The 18,877-nt window shown below is 50.9% G+C and carries 17 protein-coding genes; 4 read left to right on the top strand and 13 right to left on the bottom strand.

Going from position 1 to position 18,877, the window contains the following annotated elements; all coding sequences use genetic code 11:
• Nucleotides 1-56: 56 nt before the first annotated feature.
• A complete protein-coding gene (locus O9139_RS07760) occupies nucleotides 57-857 on the bottom strand; it encodes a DUF2935 domain-containing protein (protein ID WP_270878885.1) in 801 nt (266 codons plus the stop codon).
• 82 nt (nucleotides 858-939) lie between these two features.
• On the bottom strand, nucleotides 940-1,752 hold the full coding sequence (locus O9139_RS07755) for a YihY/virulence factor BrkB family protein (RefSeq protein WP_270878884.1): 813 nt from the start codon (nucleotides 1,750-1,752) through the stop codon (nucleotides 940-942).
• A 123-nt stretch (nucleotides 1,753-1,875) separates the two neighbouring features.
• Here O9139_RS07755 and O9139_RS07750 point away from each other — a divergent pair, with 123 nt between their 5' ends.
• Nucleotides 1,876-4,182, top strand: a complete 2,307-nt coding sequence (locus O9139_RS07750; RefSeq protein WP_270878883.1) for a UvrD-helicase domain-containing protein — start codon at nucleotides 1,876-1,878, stop codon at nucleotides 4,180-4,182.
• Between the two features lie 115 nt (nucleotides 4,183-4,297).
• Here O9139_RS07750 and tpx read toward each other — a convergent pair whose 3' ends face one another.
• From tpx to trxB, 3 genes are read right to left on the bottom strand one after another with little or no spacing between them, the layout of a single operon-like run.
• Entirely contained in the window at nucleotides 4,298-4,822 is a 525-nt protein-coding gene (gene tpx, locus O9139_RS07745) for a thiol peroxidase (RefSeq protein ID WP_270878882.1), read from the bottom strand.
• Nucleotides 4,823-4,858: 36 nt separating this feature from the next.
• Complete coding sequence (gene trxA, locus O9139_RS07740) at nucleotides 4,859-5,176, bottom strand: thioredoxin (protein ID WP_270878881.1); 318 nt, start codon at nucleotides 5,174-5,176, stop codon at nucleotides 4,859-4,861.
• Nucleotides 5,177-5,198: 22 nt separating this feature from the next.
• Complete coding sequence (trxB, locus tag O9139_RS07735) at nucleotides 5,199-6,134, bottom strand: thioredoxin-disulfide reductase (RefSeq protein WP_270878880.1); 936 nt, start codon at nucleotides 6,132-6,134, stop codon at nucleotides 5,199-5,201.
• Between the two features lie 264 nt (nucleotides 6,135-6,398).
• Here trxB and O9139_RS07730 point away from each other — a divergent pair, with 264 nt between their 5' ends.
• A complete protein-coding gene (locus O9139_RS07730) occupies nucleotides 6,399-7,331 on the top strand; it encodes a peptidyl-prolyl cis-trans isomerase (protein ID WP_270878879.1) in 933 nt (310 codons plus the stop codon).
• 71 nt (nucleotides 7,332-7,402) lie between these two features.
• Here O9139_RS07730 and pdaA read toward each other — a convergent pair whose 3' ends face one another.
• From pdaA to O9139_RS07715, 3 genes are all read right to left on the bottom strand, one after another.
• The gene (gene pdaA, locus O9139_RS07725; RefSeq protein ID WP_377525905.1) at nucleotides 7,403-8,170 is read right to left on the bottom strand and encodes a delta-lactam-biosynthetic de-N-acetylase; all 768 of its coding nucleotides are present in this window, start codon (nucleotides 8,168-8,170) and stop codon (nucleotides 7,403-7,405) included.
• 315 nt (nucleotides 8,171-8,485) lie between these two features.
• Nucleotides 8,486-9,604, bottom strand: coding sequence for a GIY-YIG nuclease family protein (locus O9139_RS07720; RefSeq protein WP_270878877.1), 1,119 nt, complete (start codon nucleotides 9,602-9,604; stop codon nucleotides 8,486-8,488).
• Nucleotides 9,605-9,621: 17 nt separating this feature from the next.
• Nucleotides 9,622-10,062, bottom strand: coding sequence for a DUF6526 family protein (locus tag O9139_RS07715; protein WP_270878876.1), 441 nt, complete (start codon nucleotides 10,060-10,062; stop codon nucleotides 9,622-9,624).
• A 143-nt stretch (nucleotides 10,063-10,205) separates the two neighbouring features.
• Between O9139_RS07715 and O9139_RS07710 the strand changes: the two genes are divergently transcribed.
• A complete protein-coding gene (locus O9139_RS07710) occupies nucleotides 10,206-11,051 on the top strand; it encodes a DNA-primase RepB domain-containing protein (RefSeq protein ID WP_270878875.1) in 846 nt (281 codons plus the stop codon).
• Nucleotides 11,052-11,274: 223 nt separating this feature from the next.
• Here O9139_RS07710 and O9139_RS07705 read toward each other — a convergent pair whose 3' ends face one another.
• Nucleotides 11,275-11,943, bottom strand: coding sequence for a hypothetical protein (locus O9139_RS07705; RefSeq protein ID WP_270878874.1), 669 nt, complete (start codon nucleotides 11,941-11,943; stop codon nucleotides 11,275-11,277).
• Nucleotides 11,944-12,306: 363 nt separating this feature from the next.
• On the bottom strand, nucleotides 12,307-14,043 hold the full coding sequence (locus tag O9139_RS07700) for a methyl-accepting chemotaxis protein (protein ID WP_270878873.1): 1,737 nt from the start codon (nucleotides 14,041-14,043) through the stop codon (nucleotides 12,307-12,309).
• A 203-nt stretch (nucleotides 14,044-14,246) separates the two neighbouring features.
• On the opposite strand from O9139_RS07700, the gene O9139_RS07695 reads away from it, so the two are divergent.
• Nucleotides 14,247-14,876, top strand: a complete 630-nt coding sequence (locus tag O9139_RS07695; RefSeq protein ID WP_270878872.1) for a transmembrane-type terpene cyclase — start codon at nucleotides 14,247-14,249, stop codon at nucleotides 14,874-14,876.
• A 161-nt stretch (nucleotides 14,877-15,037) separates the two neighbouring features.
• On the opposite strand, the gene O9139_RS07690 is transcribed toward O9139_RS07695, so the two are convergent.
• From O9139_RS07690 to O9139_RS07680, 3 genes are all read right to left on the bottom strand, one after another.
• Complete coding sequence (locus O9139_RS07690; protein WP_270878871.1) at nucleotides 15,038-15,469, bottom strand: SRPBCC family protein; 432 nt, start codon at nucleotides 15,467-15,469, stop codon at nucleotides 15,038-15,040.
• An 87-nt stretch (nucleotides 15,470-15,556) separates the two neighbouring features.
• Nucleotides 15,557-17,686 carry a CocE/NonD family hydrolase gene (locus O9139_RS07685; RefSeq protein ID WP_270878870.1) on the bottom strand — a complete coding sequence of 710 codons (2,130 nt, stop codon included), beginning with the start codon at nucleotides 17,684-17,686 and terminating at the stop codon, nucleotides 15,557-15,559.
• Nucleotides 17,687-17,698: 12 nt separating this feature from the next.
• Entirely contained in the window at nucleotides 17,699-18,871 is a 1,173-nt protein-coding gene (locus tag O9139_RS07680; protein ID WP_270878869.1) for a dipeptidase, read from the bottom strand.
• Between the last annotated feature and the right edge of the window lie 6 nt (nucleotides 18,872-18,877).

Here is an 18,877-nt window from a genome sequence, read left to right as displayed (position 1 = left end):
ACTCGAACAAAAAAGCTGTTTGAACATCGGCATCCGATCTTCAAACAGCTTCTTAGTTATATCGCCGGCTTACCGGTCAAACTGGCCTCAAACATATCAATAATTTCCAAAAATCTCTCCGCCTCTCGGAACACGTGATCCGCGAGCAGCGGGTGAATAATGCTTTTGATTCGACAGGCGTCGATTAACTCGCTGGCGGTTTTCTTGAAATCACGCAACGACTTGACGGAGACCCGGTTCTGGTCAAGGAATTGATCGAGCAAAGGCTGTGTTTGCGATTGTGGCCGCATCGAACTCAGGTCAACCGCTTGGTACAGCAGCTGGTCAAAATCATGGCTGAAATTCCTCGCCTGCTCCACAAGCGAGCGCTCCGACGGATCCAACAGATGTCCGATGAATTTGGCATGATCGGCCATAATCCGTAAAAAGAACACGTTCTCATCAATAATCGCGTCTGGCAGGGGCTCCAAACGGCCTGCATTTAGCTCTTCCAGACGATTTCTGAAATAGTAGGCCTCCCTGCTTGTGTGATCAACAAGCAATGGGAAATTGTTGGCCCCAGGAAGCTGGCACTGAAGAATGAGGCCCAGCACCCTTCTTTTGAAGGCCCAAATATAGGTGATTGAGGTATGTACTTCAATATTAAACCGTTTGATCGTTTCAGGATCCGTCTGCACAGTGAACGCTTGCGCTTTGGCCTCAATCTCCTCAAAAACGCGGTAAAATTGATTAGCCTCCTGAATGAGCTGCGTATCATCACAGCGGAAGCCCAGCTTCAAAAAGAGCGAGTGTTCTTTCATAATGCGCGACCAAAAGCGAATCTCATCCAGCGAACGTGCAACAAACGCATTTGACACCAGGAACACCTCCCCATAATACCCTCCGCTTCTAAATATATTAGCTCATGGAAGGTCTATGTCTGTCCCTGATGGCAGACTTTCAATTCTTTTGCAATCGGATGTGCCGTAAGGCGTTAATCTCCCCGCCGACAATGATGAGAAGCGCTGATATGTAAAACCAGGTCATCAGAACGATTACGCCCCCTAGACTTCCATAAGTGGTGCTGTAGCTCGTAAAATTATTAACATAGTAGGAGAATCCCAAAGAAGTTGCCTGCCAGCCGACACTGGCGAACAGCGCCCCTGGGAGCACGCTTTTACAGGTCAAACAGGTGTTCGGAGCAATGTAATAGATGCCGATAAAGACGATGGACACGATAATAAAGTTGACAATCCAACGTAAATTGTTCCACACATCGACATGCGTCATTGGAATATGAACGTGAGCGTGCATCCAATCGCCGATATAATGGCCGAACACGCTCAACACCAGCGCCGAGGCAATGACAATGAGCATGCCGATCGTCAGCATGACAGCCAAAAAACGTGAGTGGATGAAGCTTTTTCGTTCGGGCAAGCCGTAAGCTTTATTGACGGCAAGGACGATTGCATTCATCGCCGCGCTGGCACTCACCAACGAGAAAATTAAGCCAAATGACAGCGTCCCGCCCCGCTTCACATCCAACAAGCTGGATAGCGTATCTTCCAGCCATCCGGCGACCGCCACAGGCGTATACTCATGAACCAGAGCAATGACATCCTGGGTTGTGAACGGCAAGTAACCGAGCAAGCTGATCACGAAGATTAAGAAAGGAAATATCGATAGCAAAAAAAAGTAGGAGCACTGCGCGGCCAGTCCCAGCGCATCATCCCGCAGAAATTGGCCCCATAGCAATTTGATATAAGCGATCATGAGTTCAAACCTCCACCCTTGCAAAAAAATGGAAAGTATTACTTGTATGATGACATGCCCCTATTGCGTTTGCAAATGTGATAGAATGGATACTCCTAGAAACGCATGAACAGGTGATACATTTTGCATACACATACGTTATACCCTACTCCCTTCGGTACCGGTCACGAGGCCAAGCGGCCGATTCCGCATGCCCGTATGGCCCAGCTGTCTACCAGCCAGGACTTCATCTCTGATGAAGAGACCGATGCGGGATTCTTTCGCGAGCTGGAGCGTCAAGGCATTCATTTGAACCGGCCTCAAGTACAGGCGGTGCGTCACTTCAAAGGTCCGCTGCTTACTTTAGCCGGCGCCGGATCCGGCAAAACAACCGTCCTCGTCTGCCGGGTCGCCTATTTGCTATCCGTCCATCGCATTCATCCGGGCAATCTGCTGCTGATCACGTTTTCCAAAAAGGCCGCTGAAGAAATGCGAGAGCGGATCACCCGGATGCCGGGTCTCGGTCCCGGTGTTTCCGCGATGATGCAGGTGCGTACGTTTCACGCCTTCTGTCTTCGCACGCTGCGCATGAACGGCTGGGAGCAGGAAATCATTAGTGACAGCCGCTACCAGCAAATCGTCATCAAGCGCATCTTGCTCAGTAAGGGGCTGCAAGATACGTATCAGCCTGAGGTGCTGCTGTCCCTGCTGTCCTCTTACAAAATGCAGCTGATAGATATCGCTACGCTCCCGGAAAAGACGGAAGAGGAGCAGGAAATCAAGCAGATTTTTCAGGCATATGAGCAATGGAAACTCGAGCAGCACAAGATGGATTTCGACGATATTTTGGTCAAGGCGCACGAACTGCTGCAAACGAATCCGGATGTGCTGCGCTCCTTGCAGCGCAAGTTCACGTATATAAGCGTCGATGAGTTTCAGGATACGAACACCGTGCAGTATGAGATCATTCAAATGATCGCTCAGCACCATCATAACCTGATGGTCGTCGGCGACGATGACCAGACGATCTACTCGTTCAACGGCGCACGGAACGAATTTATTTTGCAATTCCATGAGAAATATGAATCGGCCAAAACGGTTACGCTGGACATCAATTACCGGTCCACGGCCAGCATTGTCGGGCTGGGGAACGCCATTATCCGGCATAACGTGCAGCGTAAAAACAAAACGCTGCTCGCCACGCGTCAAAGCGAATGCAAGCCGCAGTACATCCGGCCGGTCAGCAGCGACGACGAGGCAGAATGGCTGATTGACGATATCCGCCAGCGGATCGAAGCGGGCGGTCGCTACGGCGACATGGCTGTCCTCTACCGCAGCGCCAGCAACAGCCGCGCGATCATTGAGCAGCTGATTTTGCACAATTTGCCGTTTATCGATTATGGCAGCAGTGATTCCTTTTACGAACAATGGATGGTCAAGCCCATCATCGATCACCTCCGCCTATCTCACGAGCGTCGCAATTTTGAAGCTATGGAAGGCGTGCTGCCCAGCTTGTACATCGGCCGTGAGCAAGGCATGCGAATCATTCAGGAGCAAGAGGCGGTTCAGGCGAAAAAGTGGCCGCTTATTCATCTGCTCGGGCTGCCGCTGCTGAAAGAATTTCAAAAAGAAAAGCTTAAAAACCGCATTAAGCTGATCAAATCACTGGCTGATATGAAGCCTCTGACGGCTATTCAAGCGATCCGCAAAGATTTCTATGATTCGTTCCTGGAAACGAATAAGCGCAGCAAGCTGTCGCATCACAAAGAAATGCTGAAGGAAACGCTCGATGAGTTGGAAGCATCCGCCAAGAGATTCGATACGGTGGAACAGTTTCTATATTTTATCCATGAAGTCGCAGAAAAACGCAACGAAATGCATGCCGCCAAAAGAGAACACGGCGCAGACAAAATCGCGCTTATGACCATTCACAAATCGAAGGGTCTTGAGTTCCCGATTGTGTACCTGCTCTGTGCGATCGAAGGCAACATGCCGCACAGCTCGGCGCTTGCGGCCGACCAGCTGGACGATGTCCTGCTGGCAGGAGCCACGCGGCGCGACAAGTCGGACGCCGCGTTGGAGGAGGAACGGCGGCTCGCTTACGTCGCCGTCACTCGGGCTAAGGCGGAGCTGCTGATCAGCTCGCCGGTGTTTTTTCGCGGGAAGAAGGCGGAGCCTTCCCGCTTTCTTGTGTCCGCGTTCCCTGGCGCGGACAAAGCTGTGGCGGCCAGCCCGGTAGGGGCTGGCCCTGTGCGCGCGGCAGCCGCCCCCAGCAAGGCGGCTGTTGCGCGCGTGAAGAGCGCCGCGGGCGAGCGCGTCGCGGCGTGGGTGTGCTCAAGCGGGCGGTGCAACGCTTGGGCGCGGATCTCTTCGCCGCAGGAAGCGCAGCGTGCGGCGAAGGCGTGTCCCTTGTGCGGCGAAGCCATGCACAAGGGCAGCAAGCTGGTTTAGCGCGAGGAACGCTGCTTCTGAAGTCCGATTTTGCTAGGCTACAGCATTGCCGACGAGCGGGGCCCCGCACATACAAAAAAGGCTGCCAACAATGGCAGCCTTTTTCTCATCTATATTAAACAAGCTCCTTCAAAGCAGCCAAAGCCGCGTCATAGTTCGGATGCTCGCCCATCTCCGCCAAGTACTCCACATAGCGGATTGTGTTGTCAGCATCCAAGACAAAGACGGCTCGTTGATCGAGCTGCAGCTCTTTAATCAGCACGCCATAGGCTTCGCCGAAAGAGCGGTGCTTGTAATCTGTCAGTGTTACGACTTTATCGATGCCAGCTGTTTCGCAGAACCGGCCTTGGGCAAACGGAAGGTCGACGGAAACGGTCAGGATGACGACGTTCTCGTCCAAGTTAGCCGCTTCAACGTTAAAGCGGCGTGTCTGTGCGCTGCAAGTCCCTGTGTCCAGGGACGGTACGACGGAAATCAGCTTTATTTTGCCATCGTAATCCGACAAGTTAACCTCAGTCAGCAAATCTTTATTTAACGTAAAGTCAGGAGCTTTATCCCCTACTTTCAATTCCGGCCCCACCAAAGTAATAGGCTGTCCCAGCGCTGTTGCTACACCTGTGCGTTCTACTAATTGTTTCATGATAAAATCCTCCTTATTAATTATTTCTAATTGGAATTACAATTGTTCAACGATGGATTTGAGCGTTTGCTTGGACTGCACGCCTGTTAACTGCTCAACAACTTTGCCGCCACGGAACACCATAATCGTCGGAATGCTCATGATCCCGTATTTTGCGGCGGATTCCGGATTGTCGTCGACATTGATTTTCACAATTTTGACGGCGTCGCCTAGCTCTGCGGACAGTTCATCGAGAATCGGCAATTGTATTTTGCAAGGTCCGCACCAAGGTGCCCAAAAATCAAGGATAGCCGTACCTTCAAAAGCTTCTACTTCTTTACTGATTGTTGCATCGGAAATTGGTGTCACTGACATCGTTCATTCCTCCTTTGGGATATTAAGCGTGTAATTGCAATTCAGTTAAATATCGCTCTGCATCCAGAGCGGCCATGCTTCCGCTGCCTGCAGAAGTAATCGCTTGGCGATAAATGCGGTCTTGCACGTCGCCGCAAGCAAATACGCCGGGGATCGCCGTTTTGGAAGTTCCGGGAATAACCTGCAAGTAGCCCAGCTCATCCGTTGGCAGCTGTCCGCCTAGGAAGCCTGTGTTCGGCGTATGGCCAATTGCCAGGAAGACACCGTCCGCTTCCAACAGCTCTTCTTCGCCGGTTTCGTTGTTCAGCACTTTCAGGCCGGTTACGCCCATCGGTCCCGACATCACTTCAACAGGTGTGCGGTTTAAGCTCCAGGCGACTTTGGCATTGCCGCGGGCATGATCTTGCATGATTTTGGATGCTTTTAATTCATTTCTGCGGTGTACAACGCGCACCTCGGAAGCGAATCGGGTCAGGAACTGCGCTTCTTCCATTGCGGTGTCGCCCCCGCCGATGACGATGATTTTTTTATTGCGGAAAAAGAAGCCGTCGCAAGTCGCGCAAGTACTGACACCGCGGCCGATATTCTCCGATTCACCGATAATGCCGAGCTTCTTCGCCGAGGCGCCGGTAGAAATAATGACGGCGTCCGCGGTCAGCGTCTCTCCGCCTTCAAGGAAAAGGGTAAATGGACGCTTGGACAGATCGACTTCGGTGACACGGCCGGCTGTCATATTGGCGCCGAACCGCTCTGCCTGTCTACGCATGTTCTCCATCAGCTCAGGCCCCATAATGCCATCCGGGAAGCCTGGGAAGTTATCGACCTCGGTTGTTGTCGTTAACTGACCCCCTGGCTGAATACCGTCAATAACAAGCGGTGACAAGTTGGCTCGCGCCAGATAAATCGCCGCGGTCAATCCCGCCGGCCCGGTTCCAATAATAACGGCTTTTTGATGCATATGAATGGCCTCCTTTGAACTGCTGCATTTTATTTTTCAAAATTAATTTGTATGCAATCTTTACGAGTTCATCATACTCCCGTTGAATATCTTTGTCAACAATTAATTTGCACACAAACTAAATGGACGCGCTGATGTGCAACAGGAAGATTTTGATCCTCCCCCCTCATGAAGCCTTAAGCCAGTCTTCAGCTTATTTTAAGGTTAGACAGGCATAATGGGGTCCTGAACAAAATAACAGCTCGTTGAAAGGAGCACGAAGGAATGACTATTAAACAAGCGGATCGCAAATGGATGTGGGTTTCGGTCCTTTTAGTAGCTGCCCTCATCATCTATGCCGTCCTCTTCCCTCCTGTGCATAAGAGCACAGGTGCAATTTCGGATAAAGCAGTCGCCACAGTCAATGGCGTCAATATAACTTCAGCACAACTTTATGATGCTATGGTGGCAGGCGGCGGTGCGCAAACTTTAGATTCTTTGATCAGTGATGAACTTATTAACCAGGAAGCCAAGAAAGCAAACATCACGGTTACGGACGAAGACATGAACAATGAATTGGCATCTGTGAAGAAATCGTTCGGTTCAGAGAGCGAGTTTCAGCAAACACTGACTTCATACGGCATGACACTGGATGATCTGAAGAAAAATATGAAGTCGCAAGTATTATTGAAAAAGATCCTGTCCCCGCAAGTAAACATTACAGACGATCAAATCAAGCAATACTATGATCAAAATCTCGAATCGTTGAAAACGCCAGAGCAAGTCCAAGCTGCGCACATCTCTGTCGCAACGAAGGAAGAAGCCGACGCGATTAGTGCTCAACTGAAAAGCGGCGGTGATTTTGCCGCAATTGCCAAAGAGAAATCGACCGACACCGCTACGAAGGATAAAGGCGGCGACCTTGGCTATGTAGCCAGCGGCAGCGAATCTCTGGATCCGGCTGCGGAGAAAGCGGCCTTTGCCTTGAAAACAGGTACAATCAGCGATCCGGTGCAAACGGCGTCCGGCTATGACATCATTAAAGTGACAGATCATAAAGCCGCGACTACACCTACTTTAGACGAGAAAAAAGCTGACATTAAAGACACGTTGACGAATCAACAAATCTCTACGCTGTCTACGACATGGCTGCAGCAGAAGAAGACTGATGCCAAGATTGAAAACTATTTAACACCAGCGAAACCAGCCGGCGCTTAAGCATCCGATTGGCAACAAAAAAACTCCTTAGCTGTTTGGGGGCTTCCCCCTTAGCTAAGGAGTTTTTTGCGTTAAGGCGTACGGACTTTCATTTCGTCGAGGCTCTTGAACTGATATCCCTGACTGCGGGCGTCATCGATAATTCGCGCCAACGCTTCCGTATTATCTTTGGATACGGAATGGAGAAGAATAACAGCGCCCGGATGAAGCTGGGCCATCACATTTTTATAGGCGTATTCCCAGCCTTTCTGTCTTTTCGGCTCCCAGTCCCGATACGCAATAGACCAGAACACATTCGTATACCCAAGCTGCTGGCTGACGGCTAACGACTGCCCGTTAAAGATTCCCCGCGGCGTGCGCAGATACCGCATTTCTTTTTGCCCGGTAACCGCCTCAACCCCGCTCTTCACTTGGTCCAGCTCTTTGCGGATGCGGTCCGGGGAGATTTGGCTCATATCCGGATGGTTCCACGAATGATTGCCGATTAAGTGGCCCTCATTCGCCATGCGCTTCAGTAGTTCAGGCTCTGTCTTGATATAGTGCCCCGTCACGAAGAAGATGGCAGGTACCTGCTTTTCTTTGAGAACATCGAGAATTTTGCCGGTATAGCCTTCTTCATACCCATTGTCGAAAGTTAAATACAATTCCTTGGCAGTTACATCGCCTGTAAAGATGGCGCCGTACTTTTGCAGCAGCGGCTTAAAGCCTTCCTCGTCTATGGACGGCAGCCGGCCGTTCGCGCTTTTTTTGAAACCGAAATGATACGTCCCGTCGGCGGAAGCCAGTGAAGATGGCCCCAGACCCAGCAGCACAACCAACACGATAGCCACAACACGAATGTAGTACACTAGCCCTGTTCACTCCTTGCTGTTACTTGGATATGGTACTAATATGCCACTTTCTTGGCTGTGTTTATGTGACGGGAAGCTGCTTCACCCGCAGGGTTTTCTTGGAAAGGCGATAAAATACCGTTGTTCATTCTTATCCGGGCAACATCCATCAAATTCTCATCATTTGACCGATTCAGAGCTAGAAGCCCGCGTTGATCACGTCCGCAACCACCTTGCACAGATTGCACGGGTTAGAGAGGTGTATCGCCGTACGTAAGCGGTAGATACGGTTTTGCACAGCAAATAGCGGGAGATCATCTCCCGCTATTCGCCGTTTGCGTTAGCCCCTGCACTTACCCAACGCGTCCGATATTCGTAATTGTTTTTGCACAACTGCAGCAGCTCAAACTTGATTCCGCGCCTCGGCAGTGTGATCTTCGGGGCCCCTGCGCCTCCGCGGCGCAGCGCGGATCGCACTCTTGCCAAATCACCGATCTTGTTCAAGATGATTTCCTCCGGCCTCTGCTCCAGGGCGTAGAACGAGAGAAGAAAGCGGTCGCTCGCGAACCCCTCCGTCCCAGAAGCCAGCTCCACGAACCGAAAATCACGGAGCATCCCTTCCTTCACCCTCGCGACCATCACGCCATGCTCGCCGAAATAAAGCACATCCTGATTGTTCCCGTCCTCCCGATCGACAATTTGCTTGTCCGGCACCTGCTCCAAATTACGAATGTGCTGCAGCATATTTTGCGCTTTTTCAAATTCCAGCCGCGCCGCATACACTTCCATTCTTGCCGTCATGGCCTCGATCAGCGCTTGTCCTTCATTAGCCAGCATCGCAGCCGCTTGCTGCGCTTTATCGGCATAAACCTCTTCGGACACCATGCCCGCGCAGACACCGCTGCACTTGTGAATGTGGTAAAGCAAGCAAACTTGCTTGGGCATCGTTTCACACGAACGCAGGCCGTAGTGGTCCGTAATAAACTCCAGCAACGCTTCCAGGAAGTATTTACTCCGAAACGGACCTAACCGCTGCGAAGCAGCGTGCGTATCGGCGGCAGACGCTTCCGCTTCATGGTTATGGCGCTGGCTCCTGTAATGAACTTCAAGCCGCGGCACGCGTTCCTTCGTCAACTGCAGGTACGCGTAGCCGCTCTTTTCTTTTTTTAGAGCCCGATTGTAGGGCGGTTTGTGCAGTTTGATTAAATTATTTTCGAGCAGTAAGCTCTCTGTCTCATTGTTGACAATCACAACTTCAATTCTGGCAATTTCCCTGACTAGATTGCGAGTTCGCTTGCGGGTATGTGTTTGTTGAAAATACGATCGCAGCCGGTTCCGCAACTGAATGGACTTCCCCACATAAAGCAAATCCCCTGCTTCGTTATACATCATATAACAGCCCGGCGCTTCCGGATAATCAAGGGCATTAAATATAAACGGCACGAATCAATTCGCCTTTCCTAAATTCTATAGTTGTCATCTTTCCACTGCCGAATCGACTTCTTAATGGCGTCAGGCGATAATTGCTCGGCTGCAGCACGCTGACACAATGCAGGAAATTCACTGTCTGCTGCGAAGCGAAGCGCTACAATCTGCCCAATCGTAAGCCGTGGATCGAGCAGCTTGTTCGTCAGCACGTAGTGCCGCAGGCTCTCCTCGGCGCGGATTGCGCGATCCTGCGCTTTTAATGGATAAGAACGAATGAGAAGGAAGATAACGACCACAATGGCGGAAACGATGACATAAATGAATGCCGGTAAAAAGCGCTCTCCTGCTTGCATCAATCGGATGAACTCTGTCACGGAAGAGACGAGAAGCACAAGCGTCAACAATAGCAAAACAAAATGAAACAGCGGATGGAGTCGGCGATGATTCGCATAGCCTTGATTCGGATTGCTCAATCAGAATACCTCCTTTTTTTCTCTAGCATATAACGCGATTTAGGGGATTGCAATAAATAGGTGACAAGGTCTACACGGGGCTTTTCGCGTGAGAATATGAATGAACAGAATTCAAAACAAGCCGCAAAAGGGGAAGTGGTTGAATGAACCCGGGTCTTTCACGCTTTGCGAGTCAACTTCAACAAAGCTCCAGCCAGGCACACCGTTTTATCAAAAAGCTCCGCTACAAAGAAACCGATCACCTTCGCTTTATTCTGGTCCATGATGCCGAGCGCAATAAAAACAATTCTGACACTTCCACTGACAGCAAGTACGCCATGACACTGTACAAACCGCTGCGGCTTATCGAGAAATCCGTCGCCCAAATCCGCTTGAACAACGACAAGCGCCAATCCATTCATGTACTCAGCCAAAATGCCAAAGGATACGCGATTTTTATGGGCATTAATCAAGGCGGCTTGAAAAATAGTGAAATCAATGACATTCGCGCTCAATTTATCGATGTTGATTTTAACAAAATTTCGGAACGTTTTCCCACACAAGCACTGGCCAGACAAAGACTGAAAGCAATTCAGTCCGATCCTGCCGAGCAAATTCAAGCATTCAGCATAACCAAGCATGCTTCCGGCCAGTTCCAGCTTCTCGTTCAACGAACGGAATCTCGCATCCGGAAGTTAAAGAAAGCCTTTATCGCCAAGCACTGGCCATTGATCAAAGATACCATGATTGTCGAGACTTACAGCGGCTTCCACATTTACTGGGTGATTCGAAATGGTGCTGTCAGCAAGTTCGTGCCGATTCAAAACGCGCTTGTCAACAAGTTCCACTCTGACCCGATGATTACGAATCTCGCTCGAGTCATGCGCATGCCTGGATTTTATCATATGAAAAATCCAAATAGACCCTTCCTCGTTCGCGTCGTTCATTGGGGAAGAAAGCAGTCATTTACCCAGAATGAGCTCATCCGCGCTCTGCAGCTGAAGCCATAATCTGTCGACGAATCGCCATCTTGTACGCTATCATGACCCTCGACCGGGGCACAGGCTTTCATACGCAGCACGTTGCATCAAGCGATGGTTGAGGCTATACATGCGGACAGTGCCGCGATGAGTGGCGGTAGCCAGGATTTGTACCATTTTCAGAGTGCAACATGCTTCGTAAAAGTTTTCATAAAAAAGAGCTCCAGCTTAAGCTGGAGCTCTTTGTATTTTATTATTTCACTTTGCTTTGCAGTAGTTCAACAAGTTGCTTGCCTGGGTCTTTCATCTCTCCGGCTGGACGATTGCCGCCCGCACCATTGCCGTTACGGCCAGGACCACGTTGGCCTTGTTGGCCTTGTTGTCCTTGTTGGCCTTGCTGCGCTTGTGCGCTGCTGTCCGCGTTCGAGGCATCCGGCTTCGCAGACGCAGACGCATCGGTGCCCTGAGCCGCGCCCGCCGCATTGGCATTTTTGCCGCCACCGTTGCCATTGTGGCCGGCACCACGATTGTTCATGCGGCTCGCTGCGTCGTCAATGAACTTCTTCTGAGCGTCCGTAAGCTTCTCCAGCAACTTGGTCTTGTTGTCATCGGACAGCTCCCCCTTGCTCTCGATGTCCTGCGCGACCGGCAGCATCACTTCCGCCTGCTCCTTCGTGATGGCTAGTCCATCCGCTTTATCCATCTGGATCAGCGTTTGGAACGTACCGAACATTTGGAACTTGGCTTGGTTCATTACCGGTTTGTTTTGCCCGGAACCATTAGCCCCTTGCTTCTGGTCCTGCGATTGGGATGGCTGCGTGCTTGCTGCAGGTGCCGCACTTTGCGCCGCCGGCTGGCCGCAGCCGCTTAATAATACCGGAATCAACACGCAGATGCCGGTTAACTTTTGAATCTTGTTCATTATGTAATCACTCCTACCCTTTGTCTATATGAACAGCTTACTCCCCATTTATGAAGAAACTGAGAATACAAGCTGAAATCTAGCTAAATTTTCGATGAAAGATTTATGAGTACATGAACCTCCCTGAAATACCTCCGTTACGAATTGCGGATGAGTTATACCCTGTGGATATCTCCAATTGTGGATATGTTGACATCTGCGCCAAAGGTTGTACACAGCAAGGTTTTAGACTCTGTGGAAAATGTGCACAAAATTGTGGATATGTGCAGAAGGCCAAAAAAGCGCCTTTTAGCGGAACTCTTCTACCGCTAAAAGGCGCTTCACCCTCCCTCAGGCTGTCGGCCCTTGTCAGGTCTTCACGAATTACTTCGTTTTATAAGTGTTAATAATGTCTTGCAAATCCTGAGCAATTTCAGCCAGCATCTGCGAGGAAGAAGTCACTTCTTCCGCAGAAGCCAACTGTTCTTCTGTCGCGCCGGCTACTTCCTGCGCCAGCCCCGCAGTCGTCTTGGACGCATTCTCCATGTTGGCAACAGTTGCTGCCACTTGTTCGGAACTTGCAGCCATTTGCTGTGCAGCCGCAGCTGTCTCCTGTACTTTACCGGCCACTTCTTGCGCGGAGCGGACGATCGCATCAAGGCTCATTTCCGTGCGGTTCACCGATTGAAGCCCTTGCTGCACTTCTTTCAGTCCCACCTCGATGGCCTGAACCGCTTTATGCGTATCCGTCTGAATGCTTGTCACCACTTGCCCGATCGCACCGACCGACTGTTCGGTTTGCGATGCCAGCTTACGCACTTCACCGGCTACGACAGCGAACCCTCTGCCGCTTTCCCCTGCTCTGGCAGCTTCAATGGCCGCATTCAGCGCCAACAGATTCGTCTGCGTCGCAATCTCTCCGATAATCTGTGAAACTTGTCCGATATTTTTCGAGTGCTCCGCCAGTTGACGAATCGTTTCGCTAGCCCCTTCTACGGCCGAACTCAACGCCTGCATGCTTAGCGTGACTTGGTTAATATTCGCTTGTCCCTCGATCGCTTGGTCGGAAGCATGCGCGGATAAATCCGATACTTCCGATGTGGTTTCGGCGATCCGTTGAACGCCAACCGCGATTTCATCCATGGCTCTTGCACATTCCAATGCGCCTTGGCGCTGCGTCTCGGCTTCAGCCACAATCAGCTGAATCTCTTCAGCAACTTGCTGCGAGGCCGAACTGTTTTGCTCCGAGCTCGCATACAGCTGTTCAGAAGAGGAGGCGACTGCGTTCGAGGAATCTTGCAGGCGCATCATCGCTGTTCTCAGCTGTGTGGTCAGTCCGTTGACCGCTTGTACGAGCACACCGATCTCATCCTTATTTTTGAAACGTAACTCATCCACAGTCAGATCTCCGTCTGCAATTCGATTCAGCGCTTTGGAAGCGGCGATGACCGGACGGCTAATATTGCGGATCAAAGCCCAAATAATGAGAACCGAAATCAAACATACAAAGCCGAGCATGAGGAGGGCATTCCTGATCGTCGAACGATACAGCGCGTCGTTCTCAACGACACTCGCATCCGCCCCCTTTTGGTTGAACGATACCATGAGGCGACTAACGTTCTGAAGATCATTGTACGTTTCTACGAGAGACGCATAGATGGCTGCTTCTTCGGTATCGTTGGCTGCCTTCTGATAGGTCTCAAAACCTGTCTTCAAATCCGCCCATCGCCCCTGAAGCACCTTAAAGTTTTTGGTATCCTCTTCACCTGAAAGTGTATTTCCATAAGCTTCAAGCACCTTATCTCCTCTAGCCAAAGTTGCATTCAAGCTGAGTGTCAGCTCACTTTTGTCCGAAGTGTTCACGAGATTATGTACGCCCAACAAATCCTTGGCGAAATGCTCAGTCATATAGCTGAATTCATCAATCTCCTGCGTACCTTTCATCCAATGGTTGGCCATGTCATTGATGTCCTGCTTCATTTGCTTAATTTTCATGATGTCCGAGACGCTAAGTACTGCCAAAAGCAGGAGAACGATGAGAAAGGAGCCCATCAGCTTCTGCCGGAGGCTAAATGTTGTTGTAGTGTCCTTAAGACGATGAAATAAACGTACTTTTTTCATACCTGTCCTCCAAATGATGTTTTACCGGATTTTACCCTCTTGTATCCTATCGGCAATATATTAAGAGAATTCGAGAACCAATATTAACCAAATGTTAGATTCCTCTATTTTTCTTAACATTTTAACGAGTACGCCAAGTTGGGTTCATAACTTGTACGTATGGATCATATGGTCTAATAACTTCTATTAAGGGGTGTTATCCCATGATCGATCACTCACTTGCTATTCAAATAGGAAGAATTTTGCAGATCGCCTCGGGTGGTTTTTGGATTATTGCGTATTTACTCATTCTTTACAAAGGCTTTCAAGATCGTAAGTCCGGTATGCCTTTGGCAGCCATATGCGCGAACATTACATGGGAGGCCATTTTTACATTACTGTTCCCGATTGATGCCACGCAAACCATCATTAACTTCGTCTGGCTGGCCTTGGATTTCCTCATTCTGCTTCAATACTTGGCTTACTCTAAAATGACCCCTAACAAATACTTCATAGTAGCCGCCTCGCTCGCCGCCGCTTTCCTGATTAATCTGGGAATCACAGTTGAATTTCAAGACTGGATTGGCAGATATACCGCCTTTGGCATGAACTTCATGATGTCTTTACTTTTTATCCTTTTACTGCAAAGCCAAGGAACGCTTGGACAATCCATCTACATCGGATACGCCAAATTTTTGGGAAGTTTGTGTGCATCGGTCATTTTTTATTATCTATTTCCGAACTCCTCCCTGCTGCTCATCCTGATCTCGTTCATTACCATCCTTGACATTGTCTACATCATCTTGCTCAAGCAATCAGCCGTGAAGCGCGTCGGATATATGTTCCATAAATAAAACTAAAAGCGCGTGCTGCCACAGAAATCGTAACAGCACGCGCTTATTTTCCCATTGGGGTACCCCTCAATCATACCGGCGCTAACCAGCCTGTCAGCTGGGGTCAACGGTTGCAGCTTGCACCGCGGCGGGTGCCGCAGTGATCTGATGTTCTACTCCTTTTAATCCATCACAATACCCGCTCGCAATCGATTGATGCCGAATTCCAAATATCCTTTCAGGCAGGTTAACACGTAAACCCAACCCTCCTTATTGCCGATCATTTTATGCAAAAGCTCAGGATCGTTCTCATCGAAGCCTTCTTCATTGATTTCAACGATCGTACGGGAATCTCCCATGTCTCTAAAAAGAATCGTCACTGTATTCGCTTCCCCGCCCCACTGGAAGAGGATCTTCTCATTGGCTGCGACCTCTTTGACGGCAATCTCCACTTGCGCCTGGTATTCGTCGTATCTTAAGGTAAACGTTTTGCCGGCTTCCCAGCGTCCGGAGCTTGATGAAAACCAGAAGTTGCCGATCTTGCCCGGGTCTACGAAAGCTTCGAATGCTTCGTGAGCCGGCTTAAGGGTACTCATCTTCGTCAAATTGTTCACTGCGAAAACCCTCCTCTTAGATTAGGTCACATTTTAAAAACGTACTATTTTACCATGATTTCCCGCGAGACAAATTCCAAACCACCATCAATTCGGCAAAATCGGCAGCTTCACATGGCTCGGATATTCAGATGAATGATACACCGTCTGCCTGACGATAACCGGCTTCGGATCCTCGTACGGATTCAGTCCCGTATTGGTATTTGGAAATGCCACCATTTTGCTCGATGAAGTGACGGTGAAGCGGATGCGGTGGCCCTGACGGAACGTATGCGCAATATTTTGCATAAAAATCGTATACTTCTCCACCTGCCCCGGCTTCAGCAGCTCCGGCGCATCCAAACCTTTGCGATACTTTGCTCGGACAATGTAGTTGGATAGCTTGATGGAATTGCCCGCCTCATCGACATCGCTAAGGGTCACGACCCAGTCCGTGTCAACGCCCGTACTGGAGGCGTACAGCTCGCAGCTCAGCTCGCCGGCAACCGTCACGCCGTGCTCCAGCTGCTCGCTCGTGTACACGAGAATATCGCTGCGCAGCTCATGCTTGCGCATATTCTCCGGCTCCCGCTCGCCGCTGTCCGCCACAGGATCTTCCGGATTGTAGACATACGTATCCGGATCCCCTTCATGCGGCGGTGCTGCAGCCAGCGTGCCGTCGCCATGGCTCGAATTCGCCCGGCCGCCGCTGCCCAAGTACCAATCCGTCACCTTCGCTTCTACAGGTGTCCAATCTTCCGATGTGCGCCACTCGTTGGCTCCGACGACATAGTAGGACGCTCTCGGCTCCTGATCGATGCCGTTCATCGTCCCTTTGAGGAACCGGTCGAACCAACGCAGTACGGAGACGTCATAGTTGTACACGACCGCGTCGTTGCTGAAGCTGGCGCCTTGATAATCACGCGCACGATTAGGGCCGTGCTCCCAGGGGCCGAGCCAGATTTTGCGGTTCGGCACGTCATGCTGCGTCAGCATGCGCCACGTCTCCGAGACGCCGGCGCTATCCCCGTCATACCAGCCGGAGATGACGAACATCGGCACCTGCACCTGATCGCCGCGCTCTGTAAACGTGCAGTTGCGCCAGAAGTCGTCATAATCCGGATGCTCGCTCCACAGATCCCACGGACCGGACGCCCGGCCGATCGTCTGCTGGGGTATCTCGCGAATCGGCCTTGCATCGACCGCCTGCTCCGGATTCACCGTAATGCCGCCGAAAATGCTAAAATCCGTGCGCGTCCCGACAGACTGCGCCAACGTCCAGCACAGCAGCGGCCAGGAACATACGGTTCCGCCCTTGCGCACCGTATCCACAAAAGGCGAGCCTACGTTGACTTCGTTCACGACCGCCTGCAAATTTGGATGCCCGCTAGTCGCCGCTGCGGTAACCACATAGCCCAGGTAGGAGGCGCCCCACATGCCCACCTGGCCATCCGACCACTCTTGCGCAATGATCCAGTCGATCGTGTCGTAGCTGTCATCACGCTCATAATAGAAGGGAATAAGCTCCCCTTCGGAATCCGCACGCCCGCGTACGTCCTGATTGACAACGGCGTATCCCTTGTTCGTCCACCGCTTGAAAAATTCCTTACGCAAGTTACGGTCATAGCACGTGCGAATCAGGATCGTCGGGAGCTTTCGCCCCGTTTCCACGCCCTCCGGCAAGTACACATCCGTCGCCAACCGGACACCGTCCCGCATAGGAATCAAATCCGTTCCGAGATCATTGATCCCATATAACGGTTTGGACAGCTGAGGGTCGTCATACACAGTCAGCGGAGTCAAAGACTCGCAGCCTTTAGCCACAAGCACCTCCATCCCGTACCGGTTAGGTGCGACAAAAGCGATGATCTGCCCGTCCAGCGTAACGACGTCCAAAGCCGTATCTTTACGCAAGGCCCACACTTGCGAGGTCAAGGCCTTACCGCCAACTTCAGCCGTATAACGAATATGTTTCTGATACAAGTCACCGTTAGCCAGCTGAACTTCTTCCCCCTGCCATTCGGCGTTGGCGAAGTCTGACAGTGCTTGTTTGATTTTTAGAAAAGGGAGGATATAGCTTGTCTTCTCAGGGAGGACATTTTCCTGCATTTGTGTCCGTCTGCGGGAATCCACCTTGGCGTGCATGATGCTCTCCTCATCTCTGCCAAAACGAATCTTACCTTCATAGACACCGGAACAATAAAAATTAAACGTCATTGCCTCTAAGCCTGTGCTCATCTTCATTGTCTCCTATCCCCATACAGCTTCAAATACACGCATCCAGTTGCCGCCTAATATTTTGCCGATCTCCTCGTCCGAATAACCCCGTGACACTAAGCCGCGCGTATAATTGATGAAATAACTGTACTTCTCCAGCCCTTTCACGGTCTCCGTAGACGGCCCGTCCCCTTTGGCAAACCCGATTCTCGGCGCAATATGCTCTTTAAAATAAACTAAGGACCATTCGACATCGCTCATCGGCCAATCTGTCCCTATGCCAACATGGTCGACGCCAACCATTCGAACGACATAGTCAATGTGATCGAGCACATGCTCTATTGTCGTTTCATTCGGATCCTCGTAGACGAACCACGGCATCGCAAAAACGCCGATCACACCGCCCGTGGCGGCAATCGCCTTCAGCTCCTCATCGCTCTTGCAGCGCATATGGCCGAACAACCGCTCGACTCCCGTATGCGAAGCGATGACCGGCTTGGTCGACAGCCTGCATGCATCGAGCGTCGTCTGTTTACCGCAATGACTCGTATCGACGATGATGCCGAGTTCGTTCATTTTGGCAATGAACTGCATGCCGAACTTGCTTACACCGCCATTCGCCGGCTCCGCGCAGCCGGAAGCAATAAAATTCTGATTGTTATACGTCAGCTGTAGGATTCTCAGGCCAAAATGGTACAACGCTTCCAGCAGCTCCAAATTTTTACCGAGACCGTCTGTCTCTTGTGCCGTTACAATGCCTGCCTTCAAATTGCTGCGCTTGGCGCTTCTGATGTCTTCAGCAGTGAGCGCTTTCACGAGCCAATCCGCCGTATCGAACTGGCGTTGGACTTCGCCCATGCTCGTCACCAGGCTTTCGATGCTCGAAATGCTCAGTTGGCGATTGCCCGCCGTAATCCCCGAGCGGTACCATTCCTCTTGAAAGGCCGGCATCTCTCCGCGGGCCGCCATGTCATGAATGATTTTGCTCGGCATGCCGCTGTACACCATGGGATCTTCGCGATACGGCTCACATTGCTCACGGATGCGAGAGGATACTTCTTTCGAAATCGCTTGGGGCGACAACGGCCCCTGAAAAAGCAAATCAATAATGATGCTGCTGGCATGCAGCTGACGCGCACGCGCTTCCTGAGCTTCAGTAAGATTGAACGGGTAAAGCCCTTCCATGACATTGATGTCGAGATTCATCGGCTA

The sequence above is a fragment of the Paenibacillus aestuarii genome (assembly GCF_027789125.1).
Taxonomy (GTDB): Bacteria; Bacillota; Bacilli; order Paenibacillales; family NBRC-103111; genus Paenibacillus_E; species Paenibacillus_E aestuarii.
The sequence above is the reverse complement of the archived record's forward strand: the minus strand, read 5'-3'. Positions and strand labels throughout refer to the sequence as shown.